Origin of the sequence: Jatrophihabitans sp. GAS493, from assembly GCF_900230215.1 — a bacterium.
Lineage (GTDB): Bacteria > Actinomycetota > Actinomycetes > Mycobacteriales > Jatrophihabitantaceae > MT45.
Genome location: NZ_LT907982.1, coordinates 1,845,957 through 1,870,857, shown reverse-complemented (window position 1 = coordinate 1,870,857; position 24,901 = coordinate 1,845,957). Strand labels below are relative to the sequence as shown.

The window sequence follows — 24,901 nt, the reverse complement described above, 5'->3', positions numbered from 1 at the left end:
TGAGTAGGTGAAGTGGAACAGCGTCAGACTCTCGATGCGAAGCGTACGTAAAGGCGGAACTATGTGAACCACGGATGAACCAATTGCGGCTATCTCATGTCATGACTAAGGATGACTTACTGAATACCGATTTAACTCGAATAGCGGGCGGTTCTGTCCGCGACAGAACGCCGGTTCATGAGGTAGCCGGTCAGATGAGATTAGGGAGCATCAGCGATGCGTCCGCAGTGACCAGCCAGAGTAGGCAGATGATCGCCGGGACGCCGAGCACCCAGGCCTGCCAGTGACCCCAGCGCACCCACGCCCACACCATTGCCACGGAGACGACGAGCAGTGCTTGCATCCAGAAGATCATGTTCACTAGGCCGGAGCTATCAGTGCCCATGGCCTTCTCGGCGGGCGGAACCACGGTCATCCGTCCTGACGGCGTCCCGGCCGGCGCGCCCTTCAAGGTCGCGTCCACGTAGACGGTATTGGCCGACCCGAAGACGCCGCTCGACGTCTCAAGGGTGAGTCGGCCCGCGCCAGTGGCAAGAAGTGTCGGCAGCGGGTCACCAGGGTGCCGGACACCCTCCACCACGTAGGTGAAGGTGCCCTGGTCGGTGGTGACGGTGATCTGGTCACCATGGTGGAGGTGATCGATATGGGCGAACGGCGCCCCGTAGGTGAGCGAACGACCATAGATCAGTGAGGTCCCCGCCTGTCCTGGCAACGGGGTATCCCGCCGATGCCCCGGGCCGGAGGTCAGCTGCCCCGAGGATGTCCCCTCAACCACCACGATGCCCGAAAGCCCCGCGGCCGGCGCCTTCAAGAGTGCGATCGGAGTGCCAGGCGCGATCAGCCCGCCGATGGGCGTGGTAGAGCCGGAGAGGTTCTCTCGCAACTCGGAGTACAACACCGCGTTGCTCCTGGATGCCTGAAGGCTGCTCAGCCCGAAGGTGAACGCAATCAACCACAGCGCCAGCGCGCTTATGGCGAACATGATCCAGGCCGCGACCAGGATGCCACCTGGCAGCGGCGCAGCGGACGTTCTCGGCCGACGTCCGGCCTTCGCCGGCTGCGTCGGGGCCGCCCCAGGGGGTGGCAGATTCGGCGGTGGCGGATTCGGCGGTGGCGGAGGTAGCTGACCCGGCGGCGGCGGCGGACCCGGTGGTGGTGCAAGCGTCGTCATCGGCCCGACCTCGACCGCTGGATCCCGATCATCAGCGGTACACCGAGCGGGCCGAGTAGCAGCAGACCGAGCAGGACGATCAGCAGCACCATCACCATGGCGGTCGCGCTGCTCGACGTCTTCCCCTTGGATTCAAGCGCGGCCGGCTTGACCGAAAGCTGCGGAGCCGGCGTTGACGGCGAACTGCTCGGTACGCTCGGGCCAACCACGGTGTTTCCGACCGGTGCCTGTGCGGCGACCACGGTCTGCGGAAGCGACGGCGGTGGCGTGATCTCCTGCGCAACCGACCGCGGCTGCTGCGCGGCGGCTCCCTGCACGAGCGGCGGAACCTGACCCGTCTGCTGTCGCACGGCTGCTGCCGCACGGAGGGTGTACACGGCCTCGGCACCAAGGCCATTCGCTGCCGTCATGGGCAGGAACCCGGCTGGCAGGTCACCGAAGCTCACCCCCACTATCTGGCCGGCGCCGACCAGATAGTCCAGCAAGGTCGCATAGGCCGCCCCGTCGCCGGACGGAAGATCGGTGGTGGGGATGTCCGCGTACACGAGCATGAAGCCCGGGTATGCAGTCGCGCCGGCCTTGCTGGTGCGCATCGCACTGTAGTTCGTCGGCCAGGTCATGGTTGCGGAGTCATAGGTGAGCAGGTGCGCCGCAGCCGCCAGCGAGGTCGAGGACGGCTCAACGAAGGTCCGTCCGGTCGAGTTCGAGAAGATGGCCTCGGGGTTCTGGGTGGACTGCGACTGCAGGGCGGCCAGATGCAGTTGATCGTGCTCGGCCTCCGACAGCGACGTCAGCCCGATGAGGAAACGGCGGCCGGGAATTTGGATCGGCTCGCGGGTGTAGCGGAACACCTGCTGGCCGGAGGTGCCGTCGACCTCACCACAGCCGACCTGGCTCGATGGCCACGAGTAAACCAGCGCTTGCGCGACATCAGTGAGATGCTGCAGCGGTGAGCTGACCAGCGGAAGGTAGGCCGGCTGCGGATCGAGCGCTCGGCAGGCACCGCCGGCGCGAACCGAGGGCGTCCAGGTGTCGTCCAGTGGCCAGGCGTCAACCGGCAGCGAGATTCCTTCATACGCTGGGTTGACCACCATGCCCCACGGGTCGGGGCGGCCATCCAGCCAAGCGCGGGCCTCGGGATCGGCATTGATGTAGGCGGTGAGTGCACGAACTACATCCGAATTGGTGCCGAGCGAGATGAGCGTCGACGCGGCGGCCGAATCCACAGAGTCCGGGATGCCTGGGTTGAGTGCGATGAACTCCGGATCCTTGGTGATGTTCAGTGGATTGCGCCGCAGGGCGGTGGAGACCTGCTTCGTTCCGGGGAACTGGTAGGACCATCCGTTGCTGCTGGTGTCGGTGGCCTCGACGAGTGACGGATAGGACTCAGTCATCAACTTGGCGAGCAGTCGCGGCGTAAGACGAAGCGATGTATATGGACTCTTCGAACTGTCGTCGATGGTGTAACTGATCGCGAACCCGGTCGCCGCCACCGGAGCTTGCACGGTCGCTCTGGAGTAGGGCGTATCGGGCGCGTAGCTGGTAAATGCCGCCTCCACACTGCCGACCTGCTTAGGATCGTTCGCCGCCAGCGTTCGGCGGGCCTGCGGCTCCGGCTGCTGAACGTGTGTGAAGGGACGGGTTGCGCTGTCCGCGCAGAAGTGCGCCGACCAGGACGCCGTGGCGGCGGCGAGCAGTTCGGAGCCGTAGACCGCCAGACTCTGTTTGGTGTTCTGGCAGACGTCGGCAGCGGGTGCGAAGGTCAGCGGCACCACGATGCGATTGCGCCAGTTGGAGGCACTCCACCACAGCGCCCCTTCGACGGCATAGCTGGCCACCGACGAGTTACCGAACTGGCTACCCGGCGCGTAGATGCCCGTGTTCTCGCAGATTCGCTCGGCATCCTGCAGGCGGGTCGGATCAACGTCGCCGTACCAGGGATCGTCGTCGGTCGGCTTCGGCAAATCAGCCGCCGGCAACCCTGCGCCACCATCGCAGCTGATACCCATGATCGGAATCGCGACCATCGAGCAGGCCACGGTCACCGAGCAACCCAGGGACGCATTGCTGTGCGAGTTCCGCACGCTGAAGAGGGCAGACCCCGTCCCGTCGGCATTGGTGGTGGCGAAGGTGGAGTTGTCGGGAAGGTTGGAGACCGACCCATCGGCCTGCGCCGCAGCCTCCGGCGGCTGCGGCCCACAGGCCGTGTTCGTCGCGCCGATGCCTGAGCCGTAGTACTTGGTGCCGTCAGCGGCGACAAAGGGAAGCCGGTACTCCGCGGGGTTATCCGCCGAGTCGGGGCACAGCGGAGATGTGGATGCGGGTTCGTGTGCGTACTGAACCCGATCAGCGGGGTCGGCGTAGCGATCGAGCCGCCAGGCCGGCAGCGTGTCCACGAAAGCTGGCGGCTTCACCGTGTCGTCGAAGGTTGCCACGTTCAGCTGAGTTCGGCTGCCGGTTGAGGGTGACCAACACGTCGTGGGATCGACCTCCGGGTTCGCCGTGTTGATCACACCATTGCTGCCCGGCACGTCACGGCACTGCAGCAGCACCATCGGGTACTCCGCCGTGTAGGCCTGCGAAGCATTTGGGTTCAAGCTCACATGCCCGCTCGGGTGGGCACCCGCCCAGCTGACCGCGATGCGCTGCTGGTCGTAGAGATCCTTCGTCACGTCGACCTTCAGCGTGACGTTGCGGGTGTCTACTGGATCTTCCTTCCCGTCGACGAGATGGGTTCGGGTCATCTCGATCGGCGCAGGTGTCGTGAACCCCGTCGGGGTAGCCGCGGCCGCCGTGGACAGCGATCCAGATGCTCCGACGAGACCAGTGGTGGCAACGAAGGCGGCAACGATGGCGAGCACTCCCAACCGCGAAGAAGCGGCACCCACTGCCGGGCGTGGTCTGCGGCGACGGGTCATCGCGTGTCGCCGTTCGGACGCCGCAGTCGCCGCATTACCAGCGGGGGCACCACGAGAACCAGCAGGAGCATCACGCCGGCCAGATAGGCGTATGGAGTGTTGCTGCTCGGGCTCTTATATGCCGCAAGCTCCGCACCGGTCGGGGCCACGGTCGAATCGGCGCCTGACCCGTCGCCACTCGAATCAGAGACCGGCTGTCCTGTCTCCGGATCGATTGCCGCTGCCTTCGTCGCCTTCGCGGCACCGGCACCGGCACCTCCGCCGGTCGCCGCGCCCGCTGTGTTCGTGAGGGAGCCTGCCTCGGCGACCTTGCCGGAGTTCGAGGTGCTGGCGGTCTTGCCCGTGGTCGCCGTGGGCGAGTTGTTCGCCGCGCCCGTGCTGGTGTCATCGCCGCAGGGACCGCGGCCGGCGTGATCACACGCCGGAGGCATCGGCGCGATCAGCGCCAGCTTGTTGCTGGTGGGCTTGGCCGGATCAAAGGTCGGGTTGTGGCAAGTTGCGATTGGCTTGGCGCTCAGCGTCACCTTTTTGTCCGACGTCTGCAACTTGGCGATCTGGGTAAAGCCGGCCTGGACAAGGTTCAGCGGAAGGGACGAGTAGCCGATCGGCCCGAGTTCGGATTGCCCGGTACAGATGGAGTAAGAGAGAAAGTCCACCAGCGTCTGACGCTTGCTGACCGTCATCCGCGAATCGTTAGGGTCTGTCGGGATGATCGCATAGGAGTACGACGAGAGCGGATATGTTCGCGGGTCGGAGTATGTATAGACCTTGTCGAGGTTCTGCAGCAGGTAGTCCGGTGACGCCGGGTTCATATTGATCTGGGCCTGGGTCAGGGCCACCGCGTCGTTGAACTGCGTCGGCAGAGTAAAGACCCCCGCCTTGTTCTCGATCTTGGCGACCGGGTAGCCCGCCCCGAGCGCGTAGGAGTACTCGTCGTAGCTGATCGTGCCGTCACCGGCTTTGGACGTCACATAGTTCATAACGCCGTCGGAGCCGCTGGCCGCAACCATGTGCCCCTTCACCGGGTAGTACTCGGTCATTCCCGGGGAGCCGTTGAAACTGTTCCACAGGGCTGGAAACTCGGTGGCGAGGTAGCGGGTGAACTGCGCTGTGGAACCGGCACCTTCGGAGTGCACCACCGGGATGATGGTCTTAGACGGGAGTTTCACACCGTTGTTGTCCTTGGTGATCGTGGGGTCGTTCCAGTTGGTGATCTGCCCGGTGAAGATGCCAGCCAGTGTCGGGCCAGAGAGGCGGAGGTTCGTGATTCGCTTTCCGCCTACCACGATCTGGTAAGGGAACGCCGTACCGCCAGCCGCCACCGGAAGGTAGGCATACGGTCGATTGGAGACGTCCTGCGCACCGGACTGCGAGTCGGTGCCCTGGTAGCCGATGTCGCTGCCGGCGAAATCGTTCTGGTAGGCGGCGTAGTCGGTCCGGCCCTGGGCTGAACCCACCGGGGTGTACACCACCTGGAGGCCCTGCGCGTGGACGTCGGCGATCCACTGGTTGATCGCATTGGCCGACCAGGACGAACCGGTGCCTAGAATCTGCGCGGTGCTGGCCGCTGAGGCCGAGTGGATCGGCAGCAGAGTCGCAGCTACGGCGAGCAGGACGGCACCCACTCGCTGCGCCGTGGCGAAGCGGGCGTCAGCCCGCTGCGGGCGGCGGTTGAACCGCGAAGGTCTGGACATTGCAACTTCCTGACTAGGACGAATCGACGGACGGGACGAGCAGAGAATTGCGTGACTAGCTACGACCGGCCTTGCCGCGGGCCAGCAGTCGCGCGACGACAAAGAGCACGAGCACGATCGTGAGCAGCAGCGCACTGGCGCCGTAGGCCCGCTGGATCGCCAACGGCTGGCCGCTGCGAATTCCGGTGATGATGAAGAGCGGCAGCGAATTCATCGGAAGGTCCGTAGGGTTCGCGTTGAAGTAGGTAGACGGGGCCGAGACAATGAGCAGTGGTGCCGTCTCACCGGAGATGCGGGCAACGCCGAGGATCAGTGAGGTGGCAAGCCCGGATCGGGCTGTGGGGAGCACGACACGGCGCACGGTCTGCCACTGCGAGGCGCCGAGGGCCATCCCGGCCTCGCGCAGACCGCCCGGTACCACTCGCAGCACGACTTCGGCCGAGCGGGCGATGATCGGTGTCGCGGTGACGGAGAGCGCCACGGCTGCGGCGAGACCGTTGCGCTGCCCGCCGAGCAGCAGGATCAGGACCGTGTACACAAACAGGCCGGCCAGGATGTCTGGCAGCGCAGTCATCGCCTCGACGACGGTGCGGACGATACGTGACAAGCGCCCGCCGACCTCGGTCATGTAGACCGCGGTTCCGATGCCGAGCGGGAGCGAGATCACGACCGCGATCGTCACCATGATGATCGATCCGACAATCGCGTGGGAGATGCCCCCCTGCGTCAGCGGAGCCGTCGGTCGAACGCCGGCCATGTCCTGGGTGTAGAAGTTCACATGGTGTAGGGCGGCCCAGCCCTTCTGAAAGATATGGAAGATGACGCTGGCCAGCGAGGCAAGCACGAGCGCCCCACCGCTGGTCATGACCGCCGCCGCCAGCCGATCAACCACTACCGGTGCAGGGTTGGCGATCGAACTAACGACTAGATACAGCAGTAGAAAGGCCACCCACCAGCAAGCGAGGAAGCCGATGAGACCACTCCAGGCCAAAATCTCCTCGTAGAGCAGCCAGGTCACCGCCAGCGAACCGATCGCCGCTCCGAGGAGCGAGGCTCGATCGTCCACCGATGCGCCACCGATGACTCGCGGGACATCAGCCGGAGCAGCCGGCGCAGGCGCCGAGCGCGCGATCGCTGGGCGCACTTCGTACGGGTTCTGCACTTCGTACGGGTTCTGCGTCGGCGTGCTGACGGCCGGTTCGCTAGGCATCGGTACCCGCTCCACTCCTGCTGCGGTTGACGAAGATGGCGGCCACGGTGTTGACGCAGAGCGTCATCGCGAAGAGGACGAAACCCGCCGCCAGCAGAGCGGAGAGTTGAACTTTCGTGGCGTCGCCGAAGAGATCGGCGATCAGGGCCGAGATCGTGTTGGTGCCCTGCGTAAGGACACTGAGCTTGATCTCGTTCTGTGGGTTGATGATGAGCAGCACCGCGACCGTCTCGCCCAGTGCGCGGCCGAGCGCGAGCATGGTGCCGCCGATGATCCCGCCCCGTCCGAACGGGAGTACCACGGCCCGGATCATTCCCCAGCGGGTCGATCCGAGTGCAATGGCGGCCTCCCGCTCGCCAATGGGTGCCTGTGCGAAGACCCCGCGCATCACCGCGCAGGCGAGCGGAATGATCATGATGCCGACAATCAAGCCTGCGGTGAACGCCGACCCGACGAACAGGCCCGAGGCCCAGGTGGCGGCGTTCGGATCGGTGTGCACCTTGAAGAACGGAATCCAGCTGAAATGCTGGCTGATCCACCGGGACACGTAGATGGCGTGCGGCTGCAGCACCTTCACGCCCCAGAAGCCAAAGACGACACTCGGGATCGCGGCCATCAGGTCGATGAGTGCGACGAGGGTAGCTTTCGCCCACCGCGGTGCGTATTCACTGATGAAGACCGCGGTCGTTAAGGCGATCGGGAACGCGATCAGCAGCGCGATGAAGGCGATCTGGATCGAGCCGACCAGGACCGCGGCGATACCGACCTTGTCCCGCGCCGGCAGCCACTGGGTCTCGGTGAAGAAGCTGAACCCGTAGTGACGAATAGTCGGAATCAGCTGATAACCGAGGAAGATGCCAATGGACCCGGTCAGTACCAGGACGAGCGCCCCCACGCCACGGGCGGTGCCGCGGAAGATGTGATCCGACCTCGTCAAACCAGGATCGATCGACCGTGGAACGTCGTCGTCCTGCGCCAGAGGAGCCGCGTCGACCCCAGCCCGTGAGTCTTCTGGCTCCTCCAGCTCCTCTTCGACCGTGAGCGTCATGGCTAGCCGAACCGTCCGTTGACGTAGTCGAAGGTGCGCTGGTCCTTCGGCTCACCGAAGATCTGCGACGTGTCGCCGGACTCGACGATCACGCCGGGGGTGCCCTGCGAGGCCAGGAAGAAGGCGCACTGCTGAGATACCCGGGCCGCCTGCTGCATGTTGTGGGTGACGATCACGATGGTGACGTCCGGGGCCAGCTCGGCGATCGTCTGTTCGATGCGGTGCGTGGAGGTCGGGTCGAGAGCGGAACAGGGTTCGTCCATAAGGAGAATCTCCGGCTCGACGGCCAGCGAGCGGGCGATGCACAGGCGCTGCTGCTGCCCACCGGAGAGGGCGGCGCCGGGAGTGTTGAGGCGGTCCTTCACCTCGTTCCAGAGTCCGCCCCGGGTCAGGCAGCGCTCAATGAGCTCTGCCTTCTCCGACCGCGAGACCCGGGTTCCGGTGAGCTTCAGACCGGCGGTGACGTTGTCGGCGATCGACATCGCCGGGAAGGGGTTCGGCTTCTGGAAGACCATCCCGATCCGTTTGCGGGTCTCGGTGATGCGGTGCCCGGCGTCATAGATGTCCTCGCCGTTCAGCAGCACCTCGCCGGCCAGCTTGGCCGACGGCACCGACTCGTGCATTCGGTTCAGGATCCTTAGAAACGTGGACTTTCCGCAGCCGGACGGCCCGATGAGGGCGGTCACCGTCTTGGCCGGCATGTGCAGCGAGACCCGGTCCAGCACCTTCCGCGAGCCGAACCAGGCTGAGATGGCACGGGCGTCCAGACTCGCCGCGTCCCGGTGCCGGGGCGACATCGGGACGCCGGGAGACGACAGTGGCGCCTGCCCGAGCGCCTGCTGCATGAGTACGTCGGTCGTCTCAGACGGCGATGCGCCCAGCACGTCGTTCGCGGGCATTCCGCCTCCTTCTTCGGCCGGTGGGCTACCAGTCATTGCAGACCCATTCACGGTTGATCGGCACGCATAATTGCGCGCGAAATGAGTTGACTTCAGACGTGCTACCAAGAGGCAGAGCGGACCTGAACAGGGGATTAACGGACGCGCACATCTGGCTCAGCGAAGTGCCCGACCGAGTCGGACCGCACCAGCGCGAGCCGGCAGCAGCGCGACACGCTCACCGCCCCCACGCCGGGCGAGAGCCGGCATCACGGCAGGATGGATGACCGCCTCCGGCGCCAGTTCGCGGAAGAGGGCCAGCGCCTGGGCGCAGCGAATTTGACGATCGAAGCGGCGGCCGCTGATGACAGTGAGCTGAGTACCGAGCAGCATCTCCCAGCTCCAACTGCTTGAACTGGCCCGCACCACGCGGGTCGTCATCAAGGGCAGCTGGGCCAGCATCAAGTTGATGTGGACCCGGCATTCATCGGCGTCGGCATAGCTGGCGACCGAGCGGCCGATCTCGCGTCGGTTGCCGCTGAGCAGGCGCCACCGGATGTGGCCGGGAGCAGCGTCGGCGAAGAGTTGAAAATGCACACGAGCCGCCGGCGCGCTGGCGCGCTGGGGTAGATCGTCAGCAGGATCCACAGAACTTCCCTATCTCGATGACCGCGACCTCGAGGTCACATCTGGGGCAGACTGAGAATGCGTGTTCTATCCGGTGTTCTGTTTGCGTCAAAGTGAACAACGGACACACAGCAGGCGGCTTATTGGTCGTAATCCGGCACTCGAACCCGGCCGATCGGCGCTGCGTAATCACCCGATCGCTGCTTGCCGATTGCCGTTCGTGCAATGTTCACCGACTCGTTGTGGTCAGCGCTCTCCGCCTTGGGCAGCGTGGTCGCCATGACCGATGACGCAGAACTCTTCCGTTCCGGATTCTCCCGCCGTTCGTTCCTCGCCGCCGCCGGCGTTGTCGGGGCGGGCACTCTCGCCGCGCCGCTACTCGGCAGCGAAGCCGCGGCCGCCCCGATCACCGCATCCAAGAGCGGCGCGGCCAACCCGGTGACCACTCCCCGGGTGAACGGGCTGCACCTGCAGTTCGGAGCCGACGCCGCGACCGAGGTGACGGTCTCCTGGTACGCGCTGCAGCCGGTGACGCGGCCGCGGGTGCTGCTCGGCGAACAGGATGGGCGCTACAACCGCTCGATTCCGGCGACTGCGACCACCTACACCGATGCCAAGTCCGGGCAGGTCGTCTACGCCTACCACGCCGCGATCAACGGCCTCATTCCCCTGCACGGCTACGGCTATGCCGCCGTGCACGACGGTGCCGAGCCGCTCTTCGGGACGTTCCAGACCGCCCCTCGCGGGCGCCAACCCTTCACCTTCACCAGCTTCGGCGACCAGGGCACCCCGACCACGGGACGCAAGTACGTTCCCCCGGCCGGGGTCACCATCGCCAACCCGCCGTACGTCAACGACAACCTCGGATCGCCGGCGGCCGGCGACACCACAGCCGGCATCGAGCGGGTGCAGCCGCTCTTCCACCTCTTCAACGGCGACCTCTGTTACGCCAATCTGGCCGACGACCGGGTGCGAACCTGGAATGACTTCTGGGAGAACAACTCCCGCAGCGCCCGCAACCGTCCGTGGATGCCGGCTGCCGGCAACCACGAGAACGAGCTCGGCAACGGCCCGATCGGCTACCAGGCCTATCAGACGTACTTCTCGCTACCCACCCAGCCTGGGCAGACTGATGTCACCCGAGGGCTCTGGTACTCCTTCACCGTCGGTTCGGTGCACATCATCAGCCTGGCCAACGATGATGTCGCGTATCAGGACGGCGGCAACAGCTACGTCCGCGGGTACTCCAACGGGGCCCAGAAGGCCTGGCTGGAGAAGGAGCTGAAAGCGGCCCGACGTAACCGGGCGATCGACTGGATCGTCGTCTGCATGCACCAGGTGGTGATCAGCACGGCCGACCAGTTCAACGGCGCCGACCTCGGGATCCGGCAGGAGTGGGTGCCGCTCTTCGACCGCTACGGAGTCGACCTGGTGGTCTGCGGCCACGAGCATCACTACGAGCGCTCGCACCCGATCCGCGGACAGCAGAGCAATGCGACGCTCACCCCGGTGCCGGCGGCGACCCGCACCGACGTCATTGACACCAGCCTGGGAACCGTCCACATGGTGCTGGGCGGCGGCGGCACGTCGGCCCCGTCCAACCAGCTCTTCTTCAACCCGCCGGCCTGCCGGGTGATCACCGCGGTCGGGCCGGTCGACCCGACCACCGGCAAGCGCCCACCGATCTACGTCGCTGAGCCGGCACCGTGGTCAGCCGTGCGCGACGCCGCCAACTCCTACGGCTTCGCCGCCTTCTCGGTCGACCCCGGCTCCCGTCCCGGGGGCTACACCCGGATCACCGTCACCTACTACGACGTGGTGGGCGTGCAGGGCGAACTGGCCGAGTTCGAGAGCTTCACGCTGCAGCGGCGCCGCAGCGACGGCTAACGGGTATCACTAACCGCTCCGGGCTCCTCTGGATCGGTGGGCCACCCAGGGTTACGGTGAGGTCGGAGGGTTTGACATTGTCTCGGCGCGACAGCAGTCGCACGCAAAGTGAGGACGGACCGGCGCAGCGCTCGGCCTCGTCGATGGCGGCGCGCGTGAAGCGGCCGGCGACGGCCGCACTGCTGGCGTTGCTGCTGGCTTCGCTGACCGGAGCGGCGGTGAATGAGCACCAAGTTGGCGCCGTCACCCCGACCCTCTCCGCCACGTCGCCGGCGAGCCCGGAGGTCGGCCGGCAGGATCAATCCGTTCCGCGGGCCCCGCTCCCCCGCCCCAGCTCCACACCGGCGCCTCGGCTCACCCCGACTCCCGCACCGCCGGCGCCGCTGGCGGTGACCGCGCCGCCCCCCTTGGCTGTCTTGGCATTGGCCCAGGGCGGGATCCCGGTCATCGCGCTGAACGCCTACCGGCGAGCCGCCGCGAGCTCGGCCAAGAGCGATCCGGCATGCGGGCTCAGCTGGCCGCTGCTGGCCGCGATCGGACGGGTGGAGTCCAACCACGGCCGCTTCGGGGGCGCATCCATCTACCCGGACGGGCTGACCGCGCCGCGGATCCTCGGGCCGGCGCTGGATGGGGTCTCGACAGCGCTCATCCGCGACACTGACCACGGCCGCCTCGATGGAGACCCGGTCTATGACCGCGCGGTGGGGCCGATGCAGTTCATCCCGTCGACGTGGAAGACGTGGGGGGTGGACGCGACCGGCGACGGTGTGGCCGACCCGTCGAACATCTTCGATGCCGCCCTCTCGGCCGCACACTACCTCTGCGCCGCCGCCGGAGAGGTCGCCTCGCCAGCCGGCATGGCCCGCGGGGTGCTGGCCTACAACCATTCGGCCACCTACCTGGCTACAGTGCTCGGGCTGGAGGCCGCCTACGCCACCGGCAAGCCGGCGGTGATCGCGTCGCCGGTTCCGGTACCGACCACACCGCCGCGGCTGCCCCCGGCCAACCCCGGTCCCCCGCCGGCGATCAGCACGCCATCAGCGTCCCCGCGACCGACACCCCTTCCGGTCGCGTCGCCGTCGCCGTCTCCAGGGCCCTCGCTCTCGCCCTCGCTCTCGCCCTCGCCATCAGCCTCGCCATCAGCCTCGCCATCAGCCTCGCCATCAGCCTCGCCATCACCCTCGCCATCAGCCTCAGCGACGCCCACGCCGGCTGTCTCGCCTAACCCGTCGCCGGTCTCATCGGACGGGCCCCCGGCGGAGCAGTCGGCCGTCGCTGCACCGGCCACGTCGCCGGCGGCTGGCTGAACGCCCGGGCCGACGGGAGCGAGGCGGCCGCTCAGTCGCGACCTCGCGACGGAAGCGCTCAGACGAGCTGGGAGAGCTGGCGTCGCGGCGGTTCGGCGACACGCCGGATGTGCCAGGTGAAGCTCCCGCGGCAGACCGTCACCCCGTTGGCGTCGGTCACCTCGGCCGTCGTGGTCAGGCGCACCCGCGACGCGTCGCGCCGGTAAAGGGCCGACAGCGACGCCCGGTCGTTGTGGGAGAGGGTGCAGCGCGCCAGCAGCCGTCCACAGGCCGGGGCCAGGAACTCCAGTCGGGCCACCGAGCCCAGCGGGACGATGTTGTCGAACTGCTGGTCATCCGGAGACACCGAGATGACGGCGGCCAGGCCGGCCGCATCGATGAGGGCAACCAGACCGCTGGAGTGCAGGGCGCCGATGACGTTCAGCGAGCGGGGTGAGACGTTGACCCCGACCTCGCCGACTCCGTCGGCCGCGCGCAGCACGCGTAGCCCGAAGAGATGGTTGGCCGGAATCGATTCGAGAAGGTCACGGGCGAGCCGGGTCGCATCCACACCGTTAGTTTTACTGGGTCAAGTCGACATTCAGATGTACTTCGGATGTCAGGCTCGCGAACGAGATCGCCGGACCGTTTCCCATGCGCGCTAAACCGTCGCCGACTATCGGTCGCCCGGTGCCTGGCGACCCATCGCTACCCGCACCGCACGACTGAGCAGGAAGGCGACCAGACCGCCCACCGCCGCGCCGACCAGGGCTCCGCCGAGTAGAAGCAGCTTGTCGCCGATGACGATGAAGAGCGGGGCACCGGCGTCGAAGTCACCGACGTGCCAGGTCATCGTCAGGTAGCCCAGGAGTGCACTGCCCAGGACGACGGCGAGTGCAGTCGCGACGAGCAGAACGTCGGCGATCATCGCGGTGGTCAGCACGATCTCGCGCGCCGCGGGTGCTGGGCGAGGGTCGATGCCGGTAGATCCGGCGGTCGACATCTTACCGAGCCGGGGCTCGTCCAGACTGTCGTCAAGTTCAAGAAGTTGCATGATCAAGGGCCTCCCGCACACGTACATTGCGCTCTGTCGTTCGTCTTCGACTATCCCCCTCCCAGCCGACCGGAAATGCCGATTTCGCCGTGAGGTAGGCCTCACCGTGCGTGACTTCAGCCATAAAAATTAAGTGCATTTGAACGGACGTCGCGATGCGTTACGAGAACGCGTCAGGGACGTGAAGCAACCAGGTCGGGCCCGTGACTTGACTCACGCGGACCGCGGCCGATTAGAGGAACATGCGCCGGCTTCCGTCCCGTCTCCTACCGCTCGCACCACTGCTCGCGGTGGTCGCCTGCGGTACCGCCGCGGCCACGACGCCGCATCCACCGGCCGCCCCCACGCCGGTGCCGAACCTCAGTGCCTTCAACTGCTCCGGGGCGTCGCTGGGGGGAACTCCGGTGCTCAGCCCGGGCGAGACGATCACCGTCGCGGTGCACGGGTTCGCCCCGCAGGTCGCGGTCGCGGTTCGCCTCGTCGGCCGACCACAGTCCCAGCCGACTCCCATCGCGGACAAGCAGGGAATCGTGCAGGTTGTCTACCGGGTGCCGGCCAATACCGCAGCCGGATCGCACCTGCTGACTCTCTCCGGGCTGCCGCCCATCGCGTCCCCGCACGGTGCCGCCGCGCCCGGGAGTGGCGCGATCGCTATCTCCGTCGTCGTGCCCAACACTGGCTTCTTCCGCTTCTCGGTCAACCGCAGCCGACCGGCACCGGCCTGCGCCAAGAAGCCGACCGTCTCAAGCTGACCAGCTAGCCCGAGAGATCGACCTATCGGGTTGGGTGCTACTCGGCCGCGTCATCGGGCGCGGACGTCTCCTCCGCGTCGAGAGCGCCACTGACCCGCTCGTCGTTGCGCAATTCCTTGGCGATCTGCTCGTCTCGCTCGGCGCGTGAGGCTCGGCGCACGGCGGTCACCGCCTCGATCACCGGGTTCTCTGCTTCGGTCATGCCGCCATCGTAGGACGCCAAGGTGAACAACTCATGATCGGTGATCACGCCTGATGTGAACCGGCAGATGAAAGGGCGGAGCGCCGGCTTGACTGCCTCCGCCTATGCCGGCCTGCCCGATGCTCTTGACCAGGTAGGTCATCGCGATCTCGCGCGCCCTGAACTGCTGCTCACTGCAGGTCTGCGCCCCGTACCGCACCGCGACCCCGACGTAGGCGTGCGGTTGGGTTCCGGCACAGAACCAGCTGAAATTCGTACCGTCATGGTCGACCCAGCCGGCGGTGACGAAACCACCCCAGAGCTTCCCGCTCACTGAACTGCCAGTGCGGACGGCCAGGAAGTCCGGCGGGTTCATCGCGGTGTAGAGGACACCGGTGAGGCTGCTCAGCATGTTCGGCTCGTCGCTGTCGACCGCCGGGTCGCTCAGGCAGTCGATGAGCGTCTGTCGCAATGCTGCGTCAGCGTCGGTGAGCGCCGTCTCCAGACTCAGCGGTGACGGCCACTCCCGGTTCGCCCGGTCAGCGCGCGCTCCGTCCGGATCGACCGGCCGCACGTTCGGCGCGCCGGCCGGTGGGCCGTCAACGGCGGCGTCCGGGCTGGTGGTGGTGGTGGTACCGCTTCCGCGCGGGGTCGGGCGCACCCGGTGACGCAGCACAGCGTGCCGCCGCCTCGACGGGCCAGACGGTTGGGGGGCGTCGGGAACATCGGGGAACATCGCCCTCCTCGGGAAGAGATCGTCGCGAGACGCCATGCGCGCCGCTGTTGTGATTTCTATCGCTGCGGCACGTCGGGCAGATAGCGTCGCGCCGTCCAACAGTTGACCTCAACGTAAACATCAAGGTTCTTACCTTGCTCTTGAGCGAAGCGGTTTAGCCGGGTTGATTCAGCGGCGCAGGCTGCCGGCGCTCACGCCGGGGCGCCCGACCGGGCGTGGCCGCCCGGGCAGCACCGTCTGCCCGACGCGCAGCAGATCGTCGTCCGGCCAATCGGGATCCGATAGGAACGCACTCGGCAGTTGGCCGGGGCGGCCTCGTGCACGGCCCCGCCAACCGATGTACACAGCCGCCAGCACGGTGAAGCTGAGTAGCAGCGCGAACCCGACGAGCGCGCGGTAGAAGCCAGAGAGATCGTCACTGCCGCCACTTCGCGAGGTGGTCGTCAGTAGTTGGTTCAGTGCCGCCGGCGCAGCGATCAACGCGTTGTAGTGGCCGTCCCGAGGGCCGACCGCGGTGATCGAGGCGTCGGCGTCCATCGTCACCTTGGCCACCGGCAGATAGCACCCGGTCTTGTCGGTGAGCCCGGAGCCGACGGCGATGTCCGAGGAGTCACCGGTGACGGAGACCGGCGTCCCTACCGAGGCGACCGGGGCCTGGCCCCACGCGACGTGGGCACATCCCAGCGGATCGGCCGGCATATAAAGCATCTGCACCGCGACGTGCGCCGCCTGCCCGTAGAGGCCGCCCACCTGCACGTGCGTGCCGATCTTGCCGGGGGTCGTACTCCACAGCTGGTCTGAACGTTGGCTCACCACTGGAGCAACCGCGATGATGACGCCGCCGCTGGCCGGCGGGCTGATGGGAACGGTCGCCACTCCGACGCCGTCGATCGGCAGCTTCACCGATCCCTGCACCTGATAGCACCCGGGCGCGCTGATCGCGGTGGTGTCGAGGTTCACCGTCCCGTCCCCATTCGTCGGCGCGGAGAAGGCGGCCGACTGGGGCGCCCTTCCCCAGTCGACAGAGGCGCAGGATCCTGGCGTTCCCGGGGCCGGGCCGATGAGACGAGCGACGACCTCGCCGGCGATTCCGGTTGTTGCGGTAACCGTGACGGCGGCCTTCACCGGTCCGCGGCCGACGATCGCACGGTCAAGGGTGAGCGTGGCGGCGGAGGCCAATGCGGTGACCGTCGTGCTGCCGGAGTCGAAGCCGGAGTCGGCCGACGCCGGCGGGGTGGCGTCAGTGGTGGCGACGCTGGCCCGCACGAGATAGCAGCCCGCAGCTGTGACCTTCCACGGATTGCCGGAGATCGAGCCGTTGCCCAGTACGAGCGCTCCGCTGGTGGCCGCGATCGGGGTGCTCGCGCTCCAGCCCCGCTCGGACGCGCAGAGCGAGCCGGCGACCAGCGGAAGCGGACCCAAGATCGTGAAGGTCGCGGTGCCCTGATGCCCGTTCATGCCGGTGACCGTGGCGGTCGGAGTCAGCTGCCCGCCAACGGTGACGGCTCGGTTCGCCGTGCCGGCCGAGATCTTCGGGTGTGCGGTCGGATCGACGACGATGTCGAGTGAGGTCTGCGTCGTCACCGGAGGTCCGGCGTAGATCGCGTCGACGGCACTGCCGGAGGGATTGGTCGCGGTGGCGGTCGCCGTCGCACTGACTCGGGTGAGGCCGATCGACACCGAGGTGCTTGCGGTGACGGCCAGTGACTGGGCGTTGATGCCGGTCGGCACCGTGAAGCGGACGGACGCGACACCGGAGCCGTTGGTGACGGCGGTCGGCGTGCTGAGCTTCGTCGCCCCGCCGTTGAAGGCGACCGTTACCCCCGGGACCGGCACGCCGGTGGCACCGGTGACGGTGGCGGTGAGCGTGCTCGTCGCGCCGATCACCGGCGGCGAGGGTTCGGTGGTGAGCGTCGTTGTGTACGGGCCGGAGAGGGCCGCCGCGGAGGTGAGGAGCGCGCTGCTGTCACCGACACATGAGGTGGCGGGCGAGGCGGACTTCGCGTAGACGGCGCCGGCCACCTTGCCGACGTCCTGGACGGCTGCGCCGTAGTGGGTGAGCAGCGAGGCGTAGGTGGCGATGTCGCTGTCGGAGGTGAAGCCGTCCTGACCGGAGCTCACCGCGGCTGAGCTCTGTCGACCGGTGGCGGCGAACGGGAGGGCGGCGGTGTCGATGCTGCCGTTGGAGATCACCGGCGTCAGTAAGAACGCGGGGGTGTGCGAGCCGAAGTCCCACGACGCGAACGGAGTGCTGGCCGAGCCACTGCTGCAGATCGTGCCGTCGAGGTAGCGGTAGTGCGCCGCTCCCCAAGTGCCGGCCGCCGCGGCGGCGGAGCTGATGCCGAACAGCGAAGTGGCGACGACCGCAAGCCCGGTGGCGAGAATCGCCAGCAGGTAGCTGAACGGCGAAACCCAGCCGTGTCGCTTCAACAAAGTCGTGCGCCCGTCGTGTCGGAACATGCCCATCACGCATGTCTTCTGATTAGCCATACCGTCTCGGTGATCTCGTCCACTCATATCGTCGCCAATGACCTGCGCATGAGTGTTGACGCCGAATTCAACGCGAAGATGAACCCAAAGCGGACAATTGACCAACGGCGCAACCGGCCCGGCTCAGGTATGCGGACGCTCAGGTATGCGCGGCGTGTTCGTGGTCGACGTGCGCCGCCTCTTCGAACTGGAACGTCGAGTGCTCGACGTCGAAGTGACCGACCAGGCAGCTCTGCATCTCGTCGAGCAGCCGTGGGACGTGGCCGTCGTGAAAGCAGGCGTCGTCGATGACCACGTGGGCAGAAAGGGCAGGTAGATCGGAGGTCACGGTCCAGACGTGCAGGTCATGGACATCCAAGACGTGCGGGGTGTCCATCAGATGCCCACGAATCTCACGCAGATCCATGCCCTCCGGGGCGACCTCGAGCAAGATTCGCCCGGAGTCACGTAGCAGGCCCCAGGCTGCGTAGAGCATCAGTGCAACGACGACCAGCGAGGCGATCGGGTCGGCGCGCTGAAACCCGGTGGCCATGATGACCGCAGCCGCGATGGCGGTGGCGATGAATCCGTAAAGGTCGGTGAGTACGTGCTTGAGCGAGCCCTGAACGTTCAGGCTAGTGCGGTTAGCTCTGGTCAGCGACCAGGCGGCGCCGATATTGACCGCGATACCGACCAGCGCGACGACCAGGACGAGGCCGCCGGCGACGTGCGGGGGGTCGATGAGACGGCGGACGGACTCGACCGCGACCAGCGCGCTGACTACCAGCAGGGTGACACCGTTGACGGCCGCCGAAAGGATCTCAGCCCGCTTCCAGCCGAAGGTCCATGCGCCTCGGGCCGGGCGGGCGGCGAGGCGGATGGCCCAGAGCGAGACGGCGATGGCGGCGGCGTCGGTCAGCATGTGCCCGGCGTCCGACAGCAGAGCGAGTGACCCAGAGATCAGGGCGGTTATCACTTCGGCGGCCGTGAAGGCCAGGATCAGTCCGAGCGCGATGGTGAGATAGCGGATGTCGGCATCAGCGCTGACCCCGTGCTGATGACTGTGACCGGAGCCCGACTCCGTGTGTTGGGAATGCGGATCAGCGTGACTTGCTGGCTGATCGCCAAGGTGCGGGTGGCTCAATTCAGGGCCGGACCCGCAGTGAGGCGCCGGAAGACGTTCGTCAGCCATCCCGACCAGCGTCCTGCCGCGCTTCGGTCATGACTGCAATCCTCTGATCGTGAGCCCATCTCGTCGAATCGAGCGTCGGCTGATTTACCCTCGCGGCCGATTCTAGCTGCGGGTTAGGGTCGAAGGCATGGAACAACGAATCAGTCTGGTGACCCTCGGGGTGAGTGACCTGGCCCGGGCGAGGGCATTCTACGAAACCCTCGGTTGGCGAAGCACGTCCAAACCGGAGGATGGTGTGGTCTTCTTCCAGGCCGGTGGGATGGTCCTCGGACTCTGGTCGCGGGCCGAGTTGGCCGCCGACAGCGCCGTCGAGGACAACGGCGGCTGGGGCGGCGTCACCGTCGCCCAGAATCTGCGCTCACCGGCCGAGGTAGACGCACTGCTGATCGAAGCGGAAGCGGCCGGGGGTCGAATCGGCCGGGCCGGCGCCGAGACGTTCTGGGGTGGCTACTCCGGGCTATTCCTCGATCCCGACGGTCACCCGTGGGAGGTTGCGCACAACCCGTTCTGGACGATCGCCGCCGACGGGTCGATCTCCCTCGGCGACTGACCCGTCGGCGAGATTTTCGCGATCGCCGCACGGCCCTGTATCTCGTTGCGATGGTGCGCAGAGACGCAGGACCGGCGGCGGCACGACCCGCTTGGGCTGTCAGGCCATCGCGGGTCAGTCGCGGCGTCAGTCACCGGCTAGTCGCCCTTGACGTTGACGATCTGGCGCAGCGTGTGCTGAACCGTGACCAGGTCGGCCGCGTCGTGCATGACCACGTCGATGTCCTTGTAGGCATCGGGGTGTTCGTCCAGAAACGCGTTGCTGCGCCCCCAGGCGATGCCGACCATCCGCTCGTCGAGGTCATCGCGAGTGAATCGCTTCCGCGCTGCCGCACGGGAGAAGTTACGGCCGGCACCGTGCGGCGAACTGTTCAGCGAGACCGGATTCCCCTTACCCACTACGACATACGAGGCCGCTCCCATGCTGCCCGGGATAAGGCCCGGCACTCCGACACCGGCGTCGATCGCTCCCTTCCGGGAGAGCCAGACGTCCTTGCCGAAATGGTGCTCACGCTTGGTGTAGTTGTGATGGCAGTTGATCTCCTCCTCAGTCTGGACCGGCTGACCGAGGAACTCGCCGACACAGCTGACGACGCGATCCATCATCTCCTCACGGTTGAGGTAGGCGAATTTCTGCGCCCAGTTCAACGCCTGCAGGTAGGAGCTGAACTCGGGCTCGCCCTGCACCAGGTAGGCCAGATCGGGGTCCGGGAGCGAGATCCAACGGCGAACGCACTGGGCCTGCGCGACCTTGATGTGCTTCTGGGCCAGCTTGTTGCCCACGCCACGAGAACCCGAGTGGAGAAATAGCCAGACACGATCCTGCTCGTCGAGGCTGACCTCGATGAAGTGGTTCCCCGAGCCCAGCGACCCGAGTTGGAGACGCCAGTTCGGCGCGACGGCGTCGGCCTGTGTTACTCCGTCCGTCTGCTTGAGTTCGCTGACCCAGGGGGTCGCGGTCTCGCTGACGCGCGCGTTGTACTTGCCGGCACTCAGCGGGATAGCCGAACTAATCGCGGTATGCAGGTCGCTCAGATCCGCCGGCAGATCCGTCTTCGTGAACTGGGTACGGAGGGCCATCATGCCGCAACCGATGTCGACGCCGACTGCGGCCGGGATGATCGCACCGAGCGTCGGGATGACCGAACCGACCGTCGCGCCCTTCCCGAGGTGCGCATCGGGCATGAGAGCAACATGCGGAAAAATAAAGGGCATCTTGCTGGTAGCGACGGCCTGGTTGCGGGTGGTCTCCTCGAGAATGGAGGCCCAGTTGATCAGCTTCTTGGAAATGTGCTCAGGCATGTGGTCGATTCTGCGGCATCACGCAAACGGATTCTGCCCACAGATCAACGCACCACCGGGCCGAACCCGCAGCGTTGTACGGCGGACCGAACCAGTCGCTCAGTCATCTCCACCTCCGGTGACGGACGACGGATGTGGTGACAGAAGTCCTTCGCCGTCCGGCGTTCCCACCAGGATCGGTATGGGGGGTGGGTGGTGTTGGGTGTTGCGGGTGGGTTGTTGGTGTGGGTCGATCCAGGGTGGTGGGATCCACCAGGGGACGCCGTCGTTGATGTAGACCTGCCAGCCCATCTTCTGGAACGTCCGGTGGTGGAATCCGCAGAGCAGGCAGGTGTTGGTCACTGCGGTGATGCCGCCGTCTTGCCAGGGTGTGACGTGGTGGGCCTGCGTCCAGGTCGCGGGCATGGTGCAGCCGGGGAAACAGCAGCCACGGTCGCGGGCGAACAACGCCAGCCGCATCGTCGGGGTGGCGCAGCGTTTCGTTCGTCCGACGTCCAGCACCCCACCGGTGCGGCTCAGGGTCGTGGTGATGATTTCGGTCTGATCAGCTAAGCCCAGCGCCTCGTCCACCGAGATCAGGTCCCCGTGCGGGGTGCACGCGTAACCCTCGCGGGTGCGGAGTTGTTCGTCGCTCATAGTGATCAGCAGCGTCGTCGGTACCCCACCGCTGGGTGGTAGTCCACCGTCGGCCAGGAGTCGGAGGGAGGAGTCCAGCAACGCGTCATGACGGCGTTGCGCCGGGGTCCGGGAGTCACGTTCCACCACCCCGCCACCGACACCGCCGCTGTCGCCGGCCGCGCCACCCGTCGTGCCGGTCTGGCCGGCACCGGCATCGGTGTCGCTGGCCGGGGCGGGGGTCGCGGGGGTGGGTGCGCTGAGACAGTCGAGGACAGCTTCCAACGCAGCGCCGCAGGCCGGGGTCAGCGCTCCGGTCGGGATGACCATCCCATCCGGGCGCCGGGCCAACGTGAACCCCCGGTTTCGCTGCTGCCGGGCATCAGACGGTTCGGTGCCGTCAGGGTCGAGATGGGCCACCACCCGCGCCGCCAACTTTGCGAGGTCTCGGGGGGTGAACCAGCGGGCCTGGGCCACCAATTCGCTCTGGACCCGGGCCCCGTGGGCGAAGTCCAGGTCCTCGCTCAACCCGTCCAGCGTGGTGGTGATGACCTTCGCATGCCCGGCCGAGATCACCCCCGTCTTCTGCGCGGCCGCGGTCTCACCGAACACCGGTTCCAGTTGTTCCCCGGTCAGACCGGTCCGCGGACCGAGGTCCTGCGCCGCTCTGACCCGGGCCTTCGCCTCCCCTGGATCGACCCGCAACACCCCCACCAACAACGCCTGCGGGGACGCGAACCCATATTCACCGGCCACCCCTCGTCCCATCACCGCGGACAGCAGCAGATGCTCCACCGCAACCTCACGGCGGCGGTGCGTCTCCCAGCCCTGCAGCAGTTCCAGCAGCTCCGTGGACGTCAGCGACGGCAACGGGGCGTCGAGCAGGGTGTCGACCGCCGCCGTGACCGCCGCCAACAGGGCAGCCACTTTCGGTGATGCGTCGACTTCAGACCCTCCAACCATGCCCCCGACACTACTCGAACACGTGAGCGATGACAACCCGAATCATCAACAAAAATAAGGTGATTCGCACAATCAAAGAAGGCTGGAGAGGTCCCGCCGCGAACCTACAACACCCCACCGACAATTGGCGATGGTTGTCCACAGCGAAGGAGTTTCGACCAGCGTTATCCACAGCGGCGGGCTGACACGACTCGCCAACCCCGTTCTTGTCAGACCATCGCTCTACGTTCAGTTCGTCGGGGGTGCGACCCGCCCTCTGACTTCCGCAATAGCGTTTACTAACAAGGGAGTGAAGGATGTTCAGGTTCTGCGAAGCGCCGGGCGGTCGAGACGAAGGACGCCGACGCGGGAAGGTGCCGGCCAGGCCGGCGCACCACCACCATGCAAGCCGCGGACCTTCACTGCTCTATCGGCAGCCCGGCCACCGCCTTTCCGATCCCCGAAGTCGTAGTACAGACCCGATCCACATCAACTTTCTGCGTCTTGAAGTACAGCGTCGAGACGGTCACATCCTGACCAAAAGTGGCGGCATTCGCAGCCTCCGCGACGGCCGCGTTGTTCAGCTGAAACCGCAGCAACTTCGTGAACTCGCAGTTATCGGCGACCGACTCGATGCTGAATTCGACCGGTGGACGCTGAGTGGACTTCCGCTCGATGTTGTCCAGGCCTCCGGCTCCGGTTGAACCCTCGACCAGGTTGATGTTCGAGCCGCTCTGAATTTGCGAGGTTTCGTTCTGCGCGTGCAGGTGCCCCGAGTTCGTCTGCCTAATCTGCCCAGGAAGGTCATGAGTCAGCTGCGCGGCGGCATTCGGTTCATGAGTCATGAACATGTCGAAGAGGGTCGATTTGCTCGCTCCCTTTACGGCATCGTCGATCGTTCGGCGCTCCAGCTTGTCGGTGCCCGAGTCATCGTTAGAGCCATAGACACCCGCCGCTCCGTAGACGCGCGGATCGGGAATGCCGGCGATAGTCAGGCCAAAGGCATTTACGTATCCCGGCGCCACGGCAATCTCACCCGCCGACGGCTTGGTCTTTCCACCGAGCACCGTGACACCGCGGATGCCGGCCATCACCGATGCGACGTCAGCGGAATCGTGGTTTCCGGCGACCCAGATCATCGGGATCGTCTTGGTCAGATTGGCGATCGAGGCCACGTAGGTCGGCGTCATCTCCGCCGACGAGCCGAACTCGCTCTCGTCTCCGGTGTTGACGATGAGCTTTACGTCGAAGTTCTGCGCGTACTGAAGCACCAGTGGGTAGACCGCCGCCAGGTGCATGTCGGATATGAACATGACATTGAAAGACGTCGTCGGCACATCTCGTTGCTCAATGGTCTGCTGCAGCGCGGCCTGAATCCCGATCACCGAGCCCAACGCGTCATAGGCCTTGGATTGCTGGAGGTAGTACTGCTTCAACTGATCGGGAAAGAGCTGGAAGGACGCCAACGTGCCAGTCAGCTTCGACTCCTTGGCCCAGTCAGGGTCGTAGGTGAGCGCCCCAAACGCACCGACGAGCAGCAAAACCGAAAGCCCTCCTCCGAGCTGGCGAAGCCGACGCACGAGCTCACCTGCACGGGGCGCGATTCCTCGCAGATAACGAACGGCCATCTCCAGCAGCGCCACGAACACGAGGCCGATGATCATGCCGAGAACGATCTCGCCGATGAGCCAGGCGGCGATCTGCGGCAGTTGCGCGCTGAAGTCCTTGCTGAGTTTGGCTACATAGGCTGGCGTGTCCTGGTTCGCCGCCCTGGTTAGCCGCAGCAGGTCAACGTCGACCGGCGAGACATGCACTCCGATTGGAAGACCGGTAAAGCGCGGGAACTGCCAGCTTCCGAGCGTGGTGTCCGCGCTGAGTCCGCGTCGGGTAAAGAGCGTCGCCTCGACCCGGAACGGCACGCCGTCGACGGTGGCGCGGAAAGGAAGTGCGCGCGCGAAAAGCGAGGCCACTCCCAATGCCACGGACAGGCGCAGTACCCACATCACGAGGAAGCGTCCACTGCGGGTCGGCCAGTGCGATGGAAGATGTCGTTGCCGGGTCAGGAACTCATGCAGCGAGAAAGAGCGTCGCGCCGGCCCGGCTACCGGATCGGCATTGGGGGCCGAATTGTCGCTGGCCACCGGATCAGCTTCGGCGGCCGCATCGGCTTTGGGGACCCAGTCGCCTTCGGAAGCCGAGGCACCTTCACGGGCAGGATCGGCTTCACGGGCAGGATCGGCTTCGCGGGCAGGATCGGCTTCGCGGGCAGGATCGGCTTCGCGGGCAGGATCGGCTTCGCGGGCAGGATCGGCTTCGCGGGCAGGATCGGCTTCACGGGCAGCATCGCTGTCGTCTGCCAACTCTGCCTCCAACCAGTTGTCTCACGGACA

The 24,901-nt window shown here is 66.3% G+C and carries 20 protein-coding genes; 4 read left to right on the top strand and 16 right to left on the bottom strand.

Annotated elements, in window-relative coordinates; genetic code table 11:
• Window positions 1–190 precede the first annotated feature (190 nt).
• The 7 genes from CPH63_RS08475 to CPH63_RS08445 all read right to left on the bottom strand — a co-directional run bounded on the left by CPH63_RS08475 (window position 191) and on the right by CPH63_RS08445 (window position 9,567).
• Entirely contained in the window at window positions 191–1,171 is a 981-nt protein-coding gene (locus CPH63_RS08475) for a sortase (protein WP_096302500.1), read from the bottom strand.
• Window positions 1,168–4,032: a hypothetical protein gene (locus CPH63_RS08470; RefSeq protein WP_157749389.1), complete on the bottom strand. Its 2,865-nt coding sequence runs from the start codon at window positions 4,030–4,032 to the stop codon at window positions 1,168–1,170. The genes CPH63_RS08475 and CPH63_RS08470 overlap by 4 nt, the downstream gene beginning before the upstream one ends.
• Before the next feature lie 53 nt (window positions 4,033–4,085).
• Complete coding sequence (locus tag CPH63_RS08465; protein WP_096302498.1) at window positions 4,086–5,783, bottom strand: substrate-binding domain-containing protein; 1,698 nt, start codon at window positions 5,781–5,783, stop codon at window positions 4,086–4,088.
• Between the two features lie 55 nt (window positions 5,784–5,838).
• The gene (gene pstA, locus CPH63_RS08460) at window positions 5,839–6,993 is read right to left on the bottom strand and encodes a phosphate ABC transporter permease PstA (RefSeq protein ID WP_096302497.1); all 1,155 of its coding nucleotides are present in this window, start codon (window positions 6,991–6,993) and stop codon (window positions 5,839–5,841) included.
• Window positions 6,986–8,041, bottom strand: coding sequence for a phosphate ABC transporter permease subunit PstC (pstC, locus tag CPH63_RS08455; protein WP_096302496.1), 1,056 nt, complete (start codon window positions 8,039–8,041; stop codon window positions 6,986–6,988). The genes pstA and pstC overlap by 8 nt, the downstream gene beginning before the upstream one ends.
• 2 nt (window positions 8,042–8,043) lie before the next feature.
• Entirely contained in the window at window positions 8,044–8,838 is a 795-nt protein-coding gene (locus CPH63_RS08450; RefSeq protein WP_197704710.1) for a phosphate ABC transporter ATP-binding protein, read from the bottom strand.
• A gap of 258 nt (window positions 8,839–9,096) precedes the next feature.
• On the bottom strand, window positions 9,097–9,567 hold the full coding sequence (locus tag CPH63_RS08445) for a hypothetical protein (protein WP_157749388.1): 471 nt from the start codon (window positions 9,565–9,567) through the stop codon (window positions 9,097–9,099).
• Between the two features lie 258 nt (window positions 9,568–9,825).
• Here CPH63_RS08445 and CPH63_RS08440 point away from each other — a divergent pair, with 258 nt between their 5' ends.
• Window positions 9,826–11,433 (top strand): metallophosphoesterase family protein, encoded by a 1,608-nt coding sequence (locus CPH63_RS08440; protein ID WP_096305026.1) that lies wholly within the window; start codon window positions 9,826–9,828, stop codon window positions 11,431–11,433.
• 155 nt (window positions 11,434–11,588) lie between these two features.
• Window positions 11,589–12,740, top strand: coding sequence for a lytic transglycosylase domain-containing protein (locus tag CPH63_RS08435; RefSeq protein ID WP_172892186.1), 1,152 nt, complete (start codon window positions 11,589–11,591; stop codon window positions 12,738–12,740).
• A 58-nt stretch (window positions 12,741–12,798) separates the two neighbouring features.
• Here CPH63_RS08435 and CPH63_RS08430 read toward each other — a convergent pair whose 3' ends face one another.
• Window positions 12,799–13,290, bottom strand: a complete 492-nt coding sequence (locus tag CPH63_RS08430) for a PaaI family thioesterase (RefSeq protein WP_096302493.1) — start codon at window positions 13,288–13,290, stop codon at window positions 12,799–12,801.
• 105 nt (window positions 13,291–13,395) lie between these two features.
• A complete protein-coding gene (locus CPH63_RS08425; protein WP_157749387.1) occupies window positions 13,396–13,773 on the bottom strand; it encodes a hypothetical protein in 378 nt (125 codons plus the stop codon).
• A 242-nt stretch (window positions 13,774–14,015) separates the two neighbouring features.
• Here CPH63_RS08425 and CPH63_RS08420 point away from each other — a divergent pair, with 242 nt between their 5' ends.
• Window positions 14,016–14,525, top strand: a complete 510-nt coding sequence (locus CPH63_RS08420) for a hypothetical protein (protein ID WP_096302491.1) — start codon at window positions 14,016–14,018, stop codon at window positions 14,523–14,525.
• 37 nt (window positions 14,526–14,562) lie between these two features.
• Here the strand turns inward: CPH63_RS08420 and CPH63_RS08415 are convergent, their stop codons facing one another.
• The 4 genes from CPH63_RS08415 to CPH63_RS08400 form a co-directional block, all read right to left on the bottom strand.
• Window positions 14,563–14,727: a hypothetical protein gene (locus tag CPH63_RS08415; protein ID WP_157749386.1), complete on the bottom strand. Its 165-nt coding sequence runs from the start codon at window positions 14,725–14,727 to the stop codon at window positions 14,563–14,565.
• 31 nt (window positions 14,728–14,758) lie between these two features.
• Entirely contained in the window at window positions 14,759–15,478 is a 720-nt protein-coding gene (locus CPH63_RS08410) for a hypothetical protein (RefSeq protein WP_172892185.1), read from the bottom strand.
• Between the two features lie 132 nt (window positions 15,479–15,610).
• Window positions 15,611–17,932 carry an Ig-like domain-containing protein gene (locus CPH63_RS08405; RefSeq protein WP_157749384.1) on the bottom strand — a complete coding sequence of 774 codons (2,322 nt, stop codon included), beginning with the start codon at window positions 17,930–17,932 and terminating at the stop codon, window positions 15,611–15,613.
• A 139-nt stretch (window positions 17,933–18,071) separates the two neighbouring features.
• Window positions 18,072–19,103: a cation diffusion facilitator family transporter gene (locus tag CPH63_RS08400; RefSeq protein WP_096302487.1), complete on the bottom strand. Its 1,032-nt coding sequence runs from the start codon at window positions 19,101–19,103 to the stop codon at window positions 18,072–18,074.
• A 127-nt stretch (window positions 19,104–19,230) separates the two neighbouring features.
• Here CPH63_RS08400 and CPH63_RS08395 point away from each other — a divergent pair, with 127 nt between their 5' ends.
• Window positions 19,231–19,653 (top strand): VOC family protein, encoded by a 423-nt coding sequence (locus tag CPH63_RS08395; RefSeq protein ID WP_096302486.1) that lies wholly within the window; start codon window positions 19,231–19,233, stop codon window positions 19,651–19,653.
• Between the two features lie 137 nt (window positions 19,654–19,790).
• On the opposite strand, the gene CPH63_RS08390 is transcribed toward CPH63_RS08395, so the two are convergent.
• The 3 genes from CPH63_RS08390 to CPH63_RS08380 all read right to left on the bottom strand — a co-directional run bounded on the left by CPH63_RS08390 (window position 19,791) and on the right by CPH63_RS08380 (window position 24,871).
• Entirely contained in the window at window positions 19,791–20,954 is a 1,164-nt protein-coding gene (locus CPH63_RS08390) for an RtcB family protein (protein WP_096302485.1), read from the bottom strand.
• Between the two features lie 99 nt (window positions 20,955–21,053).
• A complete protein-coding gene (locus CPH63_RS08385) occupies window positions 21,054–22,532 on the bottom strand; it encodes an HNH endonuclease signature motif containing protein (protein ID WP_096302484.1) in 1,479 nt (492 codons plus the stop codon).
• Window positions 22,533–22,930: 398 nt separating this feature from the next.
• The gene (locus CPH63_RS08380; protein WP_197704635.1) at window positions 22,931–24,871 is read right to left on the bottom strand and encodes a metallophosphoesterase; all 1,941 of its coding nucleotides are present in this window, start codon (window positions 24,869–24,871) and stop codon (window positions 22,931–22,933) included.
• Between the last annotated feature and the right edge of the window lie 30 nt (window positions 24,872–24,901).